Origin of the sequence: Kitasatospora sp. NPDC088548 (assembly GCF_044753005.1) — a bacterium.
Lineage (GTDB): Bacteria > Actinomycetota > Actinomycetes > Streptomycetales > Streptomycetaceae > Kitasatospora.
This window is the reverse complement of sequence record NZ_JBIVMI010000015.1, coordinates 1-12,223: the sequence shown is the minus strand read 5'-3', so window position 1 is coordinate 12,223 and position 12,223 is coordinate 1. Positions and strand designations below refer to the sequence as shown.

The following is a 12,223-nucleotide window of genomic DNA, read 5'->3' as shown; positions in this document are numbered from 1 at the left end:
ATGACCACGGAGACGACGCACCGCACGGCGGTGCACGAGGACGTTCAGGACCACCGTCCCGGCTATGTGCACGGGTATTCGGTCACCGAGGCGCGGCGGCTCGGCGAACAGGCCGACACCCTGGCGGAGTTGCTGCACGCCGGTACGGCGTACCCGGCGGGCGGCCGGGTGCTGGAGGCGGGCTGCGGCGTCGGGGCGCAGACGGTGCACCTGCTGGCGTCCAGCCCGGGCGTGCGGCTGACGGCGGCGGACCTCTCGGCCGAGTCGCTCGCCCGGGCGCGCGAAGCGGTGGCGGCCCACGCGCCCGGCGCCCGGGTGGACTGGCACCACGGGGACCTGCACGACCTGCCGTTCGCGGACGGCTCCTTCGACCACGTCTTCGTCTGCTTCGTGCTGGAACACCTGGCGCGGCCGCAGGCCGCACTGGCCGCGCTGCGGCGGGTGCTGCGGCCGGGCGGCACGATCACGGTGGTCGAGGGCGACCACGGTTCGGCCTTCTTCCACCCGGACAGCGCCCCCGCCCGGGCGGTCGTGGACCAGCTGGTCCGGCTGCAGGCGGCGGCCGGCGGTGACGCTCTGCTCGGCCGGCGGCTGCACCCGCTGCTGGCGGACGCGGGCTTCCGGGACGTCGCCGTCGAGCCGCGCACCGTGTACGCCGACGGGAGCCGCCCGGCGCTGGTCGAGGGCTTCACCCGGCGGACCTTCATCGCCATGGTCGAGTCGGTACGCGCCGACGCGCTCGCCGCCGGTCTCACCACGGCCGCCGCGTTCGACCGGGGGCTGGCCGATCTGCGCCGGACGGCGGAGCCCGGCGGAACGTTCCACTACACCTTCTTCAAGGCGGTCGCCGTGCGGCCCTGACGGGGGCGGCCCGTGCCGGGCGGACCGCCGTACGCGCGGGACTCGGCGCGTACGACGGTCCGCCCGGCCGGGCTCAGTGCTTCGTCGCGTCCTTGACCTTCTCGGCCGCCTGCTTGAGGTCGCTCTTCACCTGGGTGCCCTTGCCCTCGGCCTCCTTGGTCCGGTCACCGGTGACCTTGCCCGCGACCTCCTTGGCCTTGCCCCGGGCCTTCTCCGCGGCGTTGTGCAGCTTGTCGTCCGTACCCATCGCGGCGACTCCTCTCCGTGCCGGGCGGGCCGAGTGCCCGCCCAGCAGGCGCCTGCCCCGGATCGCCACGGCCATGCGGACGATTCCGGAGGAAAACCGGCGAAACCGCCCCGGCGCCGCCGGCCGGGCGGGCCTCACGGCGCGAGCGCGCCCGCGATCCACCGCCGGGCCTCGGCGCCCGCCGCCGTCAGCTCCAGCTCTCCGGGCGCCGCCGCGGCCTGCACGACCAGGCCCTTGAGCACGGCGACCGCGACCACCGCGAACGCCTCCGGGTCCACTCCGGCCCGCACCTGCCCGGCCGCCGCGCCCTGGCGCACCACCGAGGCCACCCAGAGCCGCATCCGCGCGTCGAGTTCGGCCACCGCGGGGGCCAGCTCCGACGCGCCCGCCAGTGCCTCGGCACCCAGCACCAGCAGCGCCCGCTGGAGGTCGGTCGGGTGCCGGGCCACCTCCAGCCAGGTCTCCGTGAAGCGCAACAGCTCCTCGACCGCGCCGCCGCCCGCCCGCTCGGGCACGGCCGAGGCCGTCGCGTCGGCGAGCACCACCTCCTGCAGCCGGGCCAGCAGGACGGCCTTCGAGCCGAAGTAGTGGGTGGCCAGGCCCCGGCTGAAGCCCGCGGCCTCGCCCACCCGCGCCAGCGTCACCCCGGCGCTGCCGTGCTCCGCGATCAGCCGGGCGGCCGCGGCGAGCAGCGCCGACTCGGCCGCGGCCCGACGCTGCGCCTGGGTCCGCCGACCGGACTGCCCCGACGCCTCGCGCGCCGCCGAACCGGTCTGCGGGCCGGCCATCGGGCCGGTCATCGGGCCGGCCGCGGACCCGGTCGGTGCGGTCCGAGCCGCCGAGGGCTCCCCGTGATTGTCCATACCCCCATGATAGAGTCGAACTTGCTTGTTGAACAACAAGTAAGTCTGCGGGTCGGCGACCCCCCTGCCGCCGCCCCGTCGGAAGGGAGATCCGGATGACCGCCACCGCAACGATGCTCGCCGGACGGCTCGACGTCGCCCAGGGCGCCTTCGCCCTGGAAGAGGTCCCCGTCCCCACTCCGGGCCCGGGCGAGGTCCTGATCAAGGTCGAGGCCGCCGGCGTCTGCCTGTCCGACGTCCACCTGATCGAGGGCATGCTCAAGCCCCTCTTCCTCAAGGGCGACAAGGTCACCCTCGGCCACGAGGTGGCCGGCACCGTCCACCTCCTCGGCGAGGGCGTCACCGGGGCCCGGGTCGGCGACCGGGTGCTGCTCCAGGCCGGCGAGACCCGCGACGGCGCCGTCCACACCCGCGGCGTCGACTACGACGGCGGCTGGGCCGAGTACGCACTGGCGACCGTCGGCACCCTCGTCCCCATCCCGGACGACCTGCCGTTCGAGCAGGCGTGCTTCATCCCCGACGCGGTCTCCACCCCCTGGGCCGCCATCACCGGCACCGGCGCGGTGCGCCCCGCCGAGGCCGTCGGCGTCTGGGGCGTGGGCGGCCTCGGCGCCCACGGCGTCCAGTCGCTGCGGGCCATCGGCGCGTACCCGATCATCGCCGTCGACCCGCTGCCGGCCGCCCGCGACCGGGCCCTGGAATTCGGCGCCGACCTCGCCCTCGACCCGGCCGACCCGGACTTCGCCGCCACCGTGCGCACCGCCACGGGCGGTCGGGGCCTGGCCGCGGCGTTCGACTTCGCCGGGGTGGCACCGGTGCGCGAGCAGGCCATGGCCTCGCTGGGGGCGAACGGACGGCTGGTGCTGGTGGGCCTCACCGACAAGCCGCTGACGGTCACCAACGGCACCCTGCTGAGCTACCTCAAGCAGCAGATCCGCGGCCACTACGGCTCGGCACCCGAGGACGTCGTCGACCTGGTCGACCTGGTGCGCGGCGGGCGGCTGGAGTTCTCCCGCTCGGTGAGCGCGACCTTCCCCCTCTCCGACGCCGCCAAGGCCGTCGAGGCGCTGGAGAAGAAGGAGGGCAATCCGATCCGGCTGGTCCTCACGCCGTGATCCTCACGCCCCGGCAACGGGCGGGGCGCGCCGTCCGGACGGGCGCCCGTGCGGGGACTCCCCCGCGCGGGCGCCCGTCGCCGTCCCCGCACGGTTCGGACGCGGGGCGCCGCCGACCCGCCCTCACCGGTACGGACGGCGCCACCCGCGCGGCGACGGGCGGGTGACCGGCGGGCGGCGCGACAGCCGGAAGAATGGCCGCATGACGAGCCCTCAGCAGCAGCCGCGCGGCCTGACCTCCCTGATCCCCACCGGCCGGACCAGCAGTGCCGGTGACCGGGCCGCCGCCCAGCTGCTCCACCTGCGCGAGACCACCCTGCCCGCCCCGGTCGTCGCGGCCGCCGCCGAGCTCATCGCCGACCGCCTCGACGACCCGGACCCGGTCACCCGGGCCGCCGCCGCGGCCGTCCACACCCTCCTGACCGCCGCCCTGGAAACCACCACGCCGTCCCAGTGACGGGCCGCCCGGGCCGGGGCCGGGTCAGTGCGCGTCGTCCCCCAGCGCCGCGAGCAGCGTCCGCAGCGCGTCCACCAGCGCGTCGGTCCGCGCCGCGTCCAGACCGGCCAGGACGCGGCGTTCGGCGGAGAGATGGGCCGGCAGCGCCCGGTCGACCAGGGCGTGGCCCTCGGGGGTGAGGGCGACGTCCCGGCTGCGGCCGTCCGAGCCGCTGGGCGTACGGGTGACCAGACCCCGGGCCTCCAGCCGGTCGAGCCGCTGGGTGATGGCACCGGAGGTGACCATCGCGGACCGCATCAGGCCGGTGGGGGTCAGCCGGTAGGGCGGGCCGCTGCGGCGCAGCGTGGCGAGGACGTCGAAGGAGGCCGCGTCCAGGTCGTAGTCGGCGAAGTTCCGCTTCAGCTCCGCGTCCACCAGCCGGTAGAGCCGCTTGAGCCGGCCGATCACCTCCATCGGGGAGACGTCCAGGTCCGGGCGCTCCGCGCCCCACTGCTTCACCACTCGGTCCACGTGATCTGCCACCACTTCAGCCTAGAGGATTCCTTAGCGGTGAGATACCTCACACCACCCGATTGGACCCAGATGTGCCTTAGCGCTGAGATACATTGGCTTAGTGCTAAGGAATCGACTCGGAATCGTCCTGTTGACCGCCCTCGCCCCCGTCATCTGGGGCTCGACCTACCTCGTCACCACCGAACTGCTGCCGCCCGACCGCCCGCTGCTCGCCGGCGTGCTCCGGGCCCTGCCCGCCGGGCTGCTGCTCGTCGCCGTCACCCGCCGCCTGCCGAAGGGCAGTTGGTGGTGGCGCTCACTGATACTGGGCGCGCTCAACATCGGCGCGTTCTTCGCACTGCTCTTCATCGCCGCCTACCGCCTGCCCGGCGGGGTCGCGGCCACCGTCGGCGCCGTCCAGCCGCTGCTCGCCGCCGGACTCTCCGCCGGGCTGCTCGGCGAACGGCTCTCGCTGCGAACCGTCCTGTCCGGCATCGCCGGAGTGGCCGGGGTCAGCCTGCTGGTGCTGCGGGCCGGCGCCCGGCTCGACACCCTCGGGGTCGCCGCCGCGCTCGGCGGCGCGGTGGTGATGGCCACCGGCGTGGTCCTCGCCAAGCGGTGGACGTCACCGGCGCCGCTGCTCGCCACCACCGGCTGGCAGCTCACCGCGGGCGGCCTGCTGCTGCTCCCCGTCGCCCTCGCCGTGGAGGGTGCCCCGCCCTCCCACCTCACCGGCGCCAACCTGCTCGGCTACGGCTACCTCGGCCTGATCGGCGCGGCCGTGGCGTACGCGCTCTGGTTCCGGGGCATCCGGGCCCTGCCGCCGACCTCCGTGACCTTCCTCGGGCTGCTCAGCCCGGTGGTCGCCACCGCCCTCGGCTGGCTCGCCCTCGGCCAGGACCTCTCACCCGTCCAGGCCCTCGGCGCGCTGATCGTGCTCGGTTCACTGGTCGCCGCCCAGACCCAGCGCCCGCGCCCCGCACCGACCCCCGCACCGGCCCCTGCGGCAGCCGACGCGCCCGCACCGGCCCGCCTGGCCGAGCCCGCCTGAACCCCGCACCGCCCGGCTCAGCCCTCCTCACCCCCGGCGAGCGCACCGGCCGCTACCGGCTCGGCCGTGACGTACTCGTGGTGGACACCGAGGGCATTTCCATGGAGGACCTCGCCGTCGCCCTCCTCGACGAGGCCGAGCACCCCGTCCACCCGCACCCGCTTCACAGTGGCGTACTGAGGCCCGGGGGCTGCCCCCACCCCCGGACGGGGGCCCTCCTGATGGTCCGTCGGGTGGCCGGCGGGCCAGGCTGGACCCGCCGGAGATCCACCGCCGCCGGGAGACGGCCCGACCTCATGGGGAAACCACCATGCCTCGTCCACCGAAGCGGACGCGCGAGCGGCCACCGGGCCGGACCGCCCGGGCCGGCCTGCTGCGGGCCGCCCTCCTCGCCGCACTGTCGGTGCTGCTCCTGGCACCGTCCGCCGCCTTCGGACAGCCACCCGCCTCGGCCGGCACCGGGAACGCGACGGCGGACGTGGCCGCCACCGACGTCCGGTTCACCGGCGCCGACGGCGTCACCCTGCACGGCACCGTGCTCGCCCCCGGCGGCACGGGCGGCGCACCGGGGCCCGCGCTGGTGATGGTGCCCGGGGCCGGACCCGGCGGCCGGGAGGAACTGCGCCCCGCCGCCGAGGCCTACGCGCGGCACGGCATCGTCACGCTGGTCTACGACAAGCGCACCGACGGGTACTCGATGACCCACCGCGACTACTCCCAGCTCGCCGACGACGCCCTCGCCGCACTCGCCGCGCTGCGCGAGCGGCCCGGCGTCGACCGGTCGCGGACCGGGGTGTGGGGGCTGTCGGAGGGTGCCTGGGTGGTCTCGCTGGCCGCCGGCCGCTCGTCGGACGTCGCGTTCGTGGTCACCGCCGGGGCGGTCGGCCTCAGCCCGCTGCGCCAGCAGGCCTGGGCGTACGGCGGCTACCTGCGCCACCACGGCGTGCACGGGTCGCTGCTCCCGGCCATGCAGCGGACCGCCGCCCGGGTGGTGGCGGGCGCCGGGCTCTTCCCCGAGGCGGACTACGACCCGGTGCCCGCCTGGACCGGGGTGCGCCAGCCGGTGCTGGCCGAATGGGGCACGCTCGACCGGGAGGCCGCGCCCCAGGAGAGCGCGGCGATCATCCGGGACGCGCTCGACCGGGGCGGCAACACCCACTACACCCTGCGCGCCGTCCCCGGCGTCCGGCACAACCTCAACCGCACCGCCGACGACGGCTTCGACCGCCCGTCCGACCTCCCGCCGGACTACGCCGACGCCGAGTCCGCCTGGATCCACCACCTGGCCGACGGGCCGCCCGCGATCAGCGTCGACGCGATGCCGCCGCAGGAGTACCGGAGCACGGCGCTCACCCCGCTCGCCGGCTACGAGGGGCCGTGGCTCCAGCTCGCGGCCGTCCTGGTGTGCGGCGTCGGCTTCGCCGGCTATCCGCTGACGGCGCTGGTCCGCCGCCTCCGGCCCGGAGGGCGGGCCGACGCCCCGCGCACCCCGTCGGCCCGCCCCGCCCGCTGGCTGGCCGGCGCCGGGCTGACGGCCCTGGCCGGCGGCCCGCTCTACCTCCTCTTCATGGTCGTCACGGCGGGCGCCCTCCCCGGCCCGGTCCTGCTCGGCCGACCGCTGCCCTGGCTCCTGCTCCAACTCGCCGCCGTCACCGCGGTGGTGGCCGCCACCGCGCTCGCCGTCAGGTTCGCCGCCACGCTCGCCGTCCGCCGCCGGCGCATCCGCGGCGCCGGCGGCGGACCGGCCGCGGGCGCGTCCGTACCCGCCCGCGCCGAGCGGGTCCGGCTGGGCCTGCTGGCCGTCGCCGCCGTGGTGTTCGTCCCCTGGGCGCTCTACTGGGGCCTGCTGATCCCCTGACCGCCCGGGCCCGACTCCTGCGTGCGGGACCTCGTCGACGGCTATCTGCTGACCGGCCGCACCCCGGCCCGTGACCTCATCTGCCCGTCGCCGCAAGGTGCCTGAGACCGGACGGAGCCGCTGCCCGCGGGCGGGACCGACGAGTGCCGGTCCCGCCCGCGGGCACTCGGGGCGGCCCGACCGCGGTCAGTGGGGTGCGTGATGGGTGTCGCCGACATGCTCACCGGTCTCGTGGTCGGGGAAGCTGACGGCCAGGGTGACGCGGTACTCGAAGACGTCGTCCCGGTGGCCCGGGACGCGGGCCCAGGCGAGTGAGTGGACCTCGGCCTCCGGGGCCTGGCGGCACCAGGCGGCGGCCTCCTCCAGCGCGCGGGCGGCCGAACGACCGGTGCACACCACCGCCGTGTACGCCGCGACCGACACGTCCCCGCCGCTCCGGCCGACGCGGGACACCGCCCGGACGGCGGCCGCGGCATGGGTCAGGTCGCGGGCCAGGTCGTCGATCACCCGAGGTGGCGCCGGCAGGACGGCAGGCCCCTCGGCGACGGTCTCCGGCAGGTTCGTGCTCACTGTCAGGGCCTCCATCCGCATGGTCAACGGGCACAGCATGCCGGGCCGCGATTCCTGGCATGACCACTTTCACCAGAACGTCACCCGCCCGGGGAGGCGATGGTGTAGAACCGGCCGCCCGCACACCCGTCCTGACCGTGCACGGCGGGTTCGGGGCGGCGCATCGGGCCAGGTCAGGGTCGGCGGCCGCAGGCGCCGCCGGGGAGCCCGGGCGGGCAGGTCTGTACCACCCCCGTGCCCCGAACCGCCCGTTCCGCCCCCGGGCACGCCCGGTTCACGTCCGTTACGCGCCCGGGCAACTCCCGTTGCAGGAACGGAAAATACCGGCCGACGGCAACCAGTAGCATCCTGACCGTCGCAGTCCGCCGAAGCGGCGGGCGCCACCGGAAGGAGTCCCCATGCAGGTCAACTCATCGATCCAGGAAGGCCGCCGGTACGGCTGGCTGCCCGCGCTGGCACTCGCGGCGGTCGCGGTGGCGGGGTGTTCCTCCTCGGGCGGCGGTGGTGCGGCGGCCGCGTCCGCGCCGGTGTCCACCCCACCCGCGACCACGGCCGCCACACCCGTCACGCCCGCCACACCCGCCACACCCGCCACACCCGCCACCGGAGCGGCGAACCCCGCACCGGCCGGCAAGCGGCCCGCCGACGCCTGCACGATGCTGACGTCCGCCCAGGTCGTCGCCGTCGTCGGGACCGCCGGACCGTTCAGGGGCACCCACCCCGACCCGGCGAGCGACGGCAGCGCGGTCTGGGGCTGCACCTGGGGATCCCGCCAGTCGTACGCCGCCATCAAGGAGACCGCGCCCGACACGCTCGCGCGGGTCAGGGCCGACAGCGACCTCGCGGTCACCACCGTGCCGGGGATCGGCCAGGAGGCCGTCGCCACCGCGTGGAAGAAGGACGGCACCCGGCCGATCCTGTACCTGGTGGCGGGCGGTCACACCTACTCCGTCGCGGTGGTCAAGGACCGCGGTCCGGGCGACGACGTCAACGCGCCCGCGGAGACCCTCGCCGAGGCCGCGCTGGCGACGACGCTCGCGGTGTCGCTCACCTCCTGACCGGGCGCGGGCCGCCGGCCCTGCGCCGGTTGCCCGGACCGACCACCGTGAACTGCCCGTTCACCGAACCGTGGGGCCCCGGACCGCCATCGGCCACCCTGTCCGCGTCAGATCGTCGTGATACTAATCATTCCGGAAACGAGCTCTGTCATGCACTGGCAGGCACGATGTTGACAGCCTGTCCGTTCTCGGGGAGTCCGGACGGCAACGGGGAGGGGCACCGCATGATGGCGAGGTTCGGCAGCGGACAGGGCGGCCGCAGGCTGCGACTGGGCAAGCGGGTGACAGGGACGGCAGCGGCGTTCACGGCGCTCGCCGCGCTGACCGGTTCTCAGGTGACGGGCCTCGGGCTCGTCCCGGTCGCGGCCGCCGACGCCGTGCCGCCCGTCACCGACCCGGCCACGCGGGGCTCCTCCTTCCCCGTGCCGCCCGGCACCGTGCTGCCCACGGCGTTCGGCACGCCCGGCACCGGCGGCCCGGTGGACGGCGGCGGCCCGCTGGCCCTGCCGCAGCCGCAGCCGCCCACCACCCTGCCGGGCGACCCGTCCGCCGGGCCGTTCCGTACCGGGCCCGCGCTGCCGGAGACCGTCTCCGCCGCCTACCACAAGGCCGAGGCCGCGCTCGCGCAGCGCTCGCCCGGCTGCCACCTGCCGTGGCAACTGCTGGCCGCGATCGGCGAGGTCGAGTCCGGCCAGGCCGACCGGGGCCGGGTGGACGCCGCCGGGACGACCTACCGCGCCATCCTCGGCCCGGTGCTCGACGGCAACGGCTTCGCCGCGATCGCCGACACCGACGGCGGCCGCTACGACGGCGACAGCCGCTGGGACCGGGCCGTCGGCCCGATGCAGTTCATCCCCTCCACCTGGGCGGTCTGGGGCGTGGACGCCAACGGTGACGGCAAGGCCGACCCCAACAACATCTTCGACGCCGCCGAGGCCGCCGGGCGCTACCTCTGCGCCGGCGGGCGGAACCTCTCCGACCCGGCGCAGCTCGACCGGGCCATCCTCAGCTACAACAACTCGGGCGAGTACCTTCGGACCGTCAAGAACTGGATGGCCCACTTCGGCAGCGGCACCACGACCACCACCCCGGACCTCCCGGCCGCCGCCACCCCGCCGACCGCCCCGACGACCACGCCGACGCCGGTGCAGCCTCTGCCGGAGCCCTCGTCGAGCGCCGAGCCGCCGGTCACCCAGCCGTCGCCGTCCGGAAGCCCGTCCCCCACCACAACTCCCACGACGGTGCCCACCACGACCCCCGGCACCACGCCGACGGGGACGCCGACCGGGACGCCCACGCCCACCGGGTCGCCCTCGCCGTCCGCCACGGCGACCCCGGCCCCGAGCGCGACGCCCACCGCCACACCCACGGCGACGCCCACCGGCACCCCGACCGAGTGCCCCACCACCACGCCCACGGCGGCCCCCTCCGGCACCCCGACCACGGGCCCGAGCCCGTCGGCGTCCGCCTCGGCCACCGCGACGCCCACCGCTCCCGGCTGCGCGACCGCCACCCCCGAGCCGACCTCCTCGGCCTCGGCGACCACGTCCGCGCCGACGGCCGCCGCCACCCCGACCGCCGGGCTCTCCCCCTCGCCCACCGCCCGCTGACCCCGCCGGCGCCGCCTCAGCCGTCCGCCTCCACCTCGTCGTCCTCGTCGTCGTAGCAGAGGCCGGCCTCCCGCTCCTGCTGCTCCTGCACCTTGAACGGGACGTCCGGGTCCCAGTCCGAGGTGCGGGGCAGTTCGGGTCCGTCGGGGCCGAGGCGGACGACCGGTTCGACGCGGACCAGCTGGAACCGGCGGTCGGCGGCCTCGACGCTGTTCCCGCGTTCGGCGTCGAGGCGGTCGGCCGCCTCGGCGTACCGGGCGCGCTCGTCCTCCGTCAGGTGCGGCAGCAGGCTCGGCGCGAACTCGCGCAGATAGGCGGCGAGGCTGTCGCGGGCGGCCTGCGGGGTCTCGCAGGCGTTGGTCATCGGCCCCCAGCGGCCGTCCTCGTACTCGGCGACGGCGCAGTGCACCGGCAGCACGAACACATTGGGGTACAGGTACGAGGCGAGCCGGGCCTCGGCCCGGACGTCCTCGGGAATGCCGTGGCCGGTCGGCACCAGGGACATCATGTCCAGCCGGAGGATGCCGTCCACCAGCGTGACGTCGGCGGCCGGGTCGATGACGAACCCGTTGACGCGGGAGAGCGCCTTGTACCCCTGGCCGACCGGGGCTGGGTCCGGATCGGTGGGACGCGGAGGTTCGACGCCCTCGGGGCCCCCGCGCAGGACCTGTTCCGCGCGGAAGATCCGGTACTGTCGCCCGGCGACGGCCAGTTCGTCGAGTCGCTCCCACTCCAGCCGCTGGTACCCGGCGGTGTAGGCGGCCCGTTCCTCGTCGGTGATCTCCCAGGTGGCGGCGCCCCACTGGCCGGGCTCGGCGAGCGCCCAGCAGCGGAAGACATGGCCGAGGTCGTCCCGGGCCGTCTGCGGGGTGGTCGAGCGGAACCCGAGGATCCGCCAGGCCCCCTCCTCGGTGCGTTCCAGGCAGCCGAAGACGGGTGGCATCATCAGCAGATTCGGGTACCGCTCGCGGGCCGCCCAGGCTTCCAGGCCCGCCACCGCGGAGACCGGGTCGTCGGTGTGGGCGATCCGAACGGTGAGGTGGTCCGGCAACTGCACAGCGTCATCATCCATGCCGCCAGTGTTAGCGGACGCCGTCGGCGGACCGCAGCCCGTTCACCGAAGTCCACCCGACCCGGGAATCCCTGAGGGACCGTCGGGCGCCGGCCCGGCTCGCCTCCCCCGGACACCCGGACCCGGCGCGTCAGCGGTTCGTCGCGCCGGGTCCGGGGGTCGTCGCACGGATTCCCACGTCGCCCCGGGAGGCCGTGGACGGCGTGCGTGCAGTGCGTGCAGTGCGCAGGGTATGTGCAGTGCGCGGAGTCCGCCCTGTCCGGTCAGTGCTTGCGCCAGAGCGTCCAGCCCTGCTTCCGGTCGAACTTCTCGACGTACCACTCGGCGGGGTGGTTCGGCCAGTACGAGTCCGGCTCCTTGCCCTCGGCGGGCGGCGGGGTGACGACTGCGGTCGCCTCCGCCGGAATCGGCTGCCAGCGCGGGTCGCGGGACCAGACCCGGCCCTGGTAGACCTCAAAGGCCTGCGTCCCCCGCAGGGCCCAGTCGATGTCCCAGGCGAACACCACGTTGTCCCCGGGCTTGATCCCGGTGCTCTTGGTGAACCCGGTCGCCGAGCCCTTGCGGGCCTTCCAGTGGGGGTAGCTGAGCTGCTCGGTGATGGTGGCGGTGGCGAACCCGGCGAAGAGCGCGAGCGAGATGCCGACCGCCCAGAGCACCCGGCGGCCGCCGGCCAGCAGCAGCAGGACGACCGCGAGCAGGACGACGAAGGCCGCGGCCGTCGACCGCATCATGTTCAGCCGGCCCCAGTCGGCCGCGAGGAACAGCACGTCCGGCATGCCCCAGGGTATGAAGACCTGAGTGTGGAGCTTCGAGCCCGCGGACCAGATCACCAACTGGGCCAGGAGCAGGGTGAGTCCGACCGTGCCGGCCAGCGCGTAGCCGAGGTTGCGGCGGGTGAAGCGGCTCAGAACCGCCACGCCCACCACGAAGGCCACCGGGATCAGGTAGGAGAGGTAGCGGGCGTAGACC

The 12,223-nt window shown here is 75.5% G+C and carries 14 protein-coding genes and 1 pseudogene; 8 read left to right on the top strand and 7 right to left on the bottom strand.

Annotated features, from left to right (window positions below):
- Window positions 1-861, top strand: a complete 861-nt coding sequence (locus ACIP82_RS20085; protein ID WP_400654814.1) for a methyltransferase domain-containing protein — start codon at window positions 1-3, stop codon at window positions 859-861.
- A 73-nt stretch (window positions 862-934) separates the two neighbouring features.
- On the opposite strand, the gene ACIP82_RS20080 is transcribed toward ACIP82_RS20085, so the two are convergent.
- The gene (locus ACIP82_RS20080) at window positions 935-1,108 is read right to left on the bottom strand and encodes a CsbD family protein (RefSeq protein ID WP_363610247.1); all 174 of its coding nucleotides are present in this window, start codon (window positions 1,106-1,108) and stop codon (window positions 935-937) included.
- A gap of 134 nt (window positions 1,109-1,242) precedes the next feature.
- Entirely contained in the window at window positions 1,243-1,971 is a 729-nt protein-coding gene (locus ACIP82_RS20075; RefSeq protein WP_400654812.1) for a TetR/AcrR family transcriptional regulator, read from the bottom strand.
- A gap of 95 nt (window positions 1,972-2,066) precedes the next feature.
- Between ACIP82_RS20075 and ACIP82_RS20070 the strand changes: the two genes are divergently transcribed.
- Window positions 2,067-3,086, top strand: a complete 1,020-nt coding sequence (locus tag ACIP82_RS20070) for a zinc-binding dehydrogenase (protein ID WP_363610251.1) — start codon at window positions 2,067-2,069, stop codon at window positions 3,084-3,086.
- 202 nt (window positions 3,087-3,288) lie between these two features.
- Window positions 3,289-3,543: a hypothetical protein gene (locus ACIP82_RS20065; protein ID WP_363610253.1), complete on the top strand. Its 255-nt coding sequence runs from the start codon at window positions 3,289-3,291 to the stop codon at window positions 3,541-3,543.
- A gap of 24 nt (window positions 3,544-3,567) precedes the next feature.
- Here ACIP82_RS20065 and ACIP82_RS20060 read toward each other — a convergent pair whose 3' ends face one another.
- Window positions 3,568-4,065 (bottom strand): MarR family transcriptional regulator, encoded by a 498-nt coding sequence (locus tag ACIP82_RS20060; protein ID WP_363610255.1) that lies wholly within the window; start codon window positions 4,063-4,065, stop codon window positions 3,568-3,570.
- A gap of 91 nt (window positions 4,066-4,156) precedes the next feature.
- Here ACIP82_RS20060 and ACIP82_RS20055 point away from each other — a divergent pair, with 91 nt between their 5' ends.
- Window positions 4,157-5,086, top strand: coding sequence for an EamA family transporter (locus tag ACIP82_RS20055; RefSeq protein WP_400654808.1), 930 nt, complete (start codon window positions 4,157-4,159; stop codon window positions 5,084-5,086).
- Window positions 5,087-5,103: 17 nt separating this feature from the next.
- On the opposite strand, the gene ACIP82_RS20050 is transcribed toward ACIP82_RS20055, so the two are convergent.
- A complete protein-coding gene (locus ACIP82_RS20050) occupies window positions 5,104-5,253 on the bottom strand; it encodes a hypothetical protein (RefSeq protein ID WP_400654806.1) in 150 nt (49 codons plus the stop codon).
- A gap of 143 nt (window positions 5,254-5,396) precedes the next feature.
- Between ACIP82_RS20050 and ACIP82_RS20045 the strand changes: the two genes are divergently transcribed.
- Both ACIP82_RS20045 and ACIP82_RS20040 read left to right on the top strand, forming a co-directional pair.
- Complete coding sequence (locus ACIP82_RS20045; RefSeq protein WP_363610261.1) at window positions 5,397-6,944, top strand: prolyl oligopeptidase family serine peptidase; 1,548 nt, start codon at window positions 5,397-5,399, stop codon at window positions 6,942-6,944.
- 18 nt (window positions 6,945-6,962) lie between these two features.
- Window positions 6,963-7,049: pseudogene (locus ACIP82_RS20040) on the top strand (hypothetical protein); the annotation flags it as partial.
- 81 nt (window positions 7,050-7,130) lie between these two features.
- On the opposite strand, the gene ACIP82_RS20035 reads toward ACIP82_RS20040, so the two are convergent.
- Window positions 7,131-7,514: a hypothetical protein gene (locus tag ACIP82_RS20035; RefSeq protein WP_363610263.1), complete on the bottom strand. Its 384-nt coding sequence runs from the start codon at window positions 7,512-7,514 to the stop codon at window positions 7,131-7,133.
- 398 nt (window positions 7,515-7,912) lie between these two features.
- Between ACIP82_RS20035 and ACIP82_RS20030 the strand changes: the two genes are divergently transcribed.
- Window positions 7,913-8,572: a hypothetical protein gene (locus tag ACIP82_RS20030; RefSeq protein WP_400654803.1), complete on the top strand. Its 660-nt coding sequence runs from the start codon at window positions 7,913-7,915 to the stop codon at window positions 8,570-8,572.
- A gap of 224 nt (window positions 8,573-8,796) precedes the next feature.
- Complete coding sequence (locus tag ACIP82_RS20025; protein ID WP_400654801.1) at window positions 8,797-10,182, top strand: lytic transglycosylase domain-containing protein; 1,386 nt, start codon at window positions 8,797-8,799, stop codon at window positions 10,180-10,182.
- A 16-nt stretch (window positions 10,183-10,198) separates the two neighbouring features.
- Here ACIP82_RS20025 and ACIP82_RS20020 read toward each other — a convergent pair whose 3' ends face one another.
- Together ACIP82_RS20020 and ACIP82_RS20015 are read right to left on the bottom strand one after the other, a co-directional pair.
- Complete coding sequence (locus ACIP82_RS20020) at window positions 10,199-11,254, bottom strand: DUF5954 family protein (RefSeq protein ID WP_363610266.1); 1,056 nt, start codon at window positions 11,252-11,254, stop codon at window positions 10,199-10,201.
- A 263-nt stretch (window positions 11,255-11,517) separates the two neighbouring features.
- Window positions 11,518-12,223: hypothetical protein (locus ACIP82_RS20015; RefSeq protein ID WP_400654798.1), on the bottom strand; the 706-nt coding region annotated here is incomplete at its 5' end.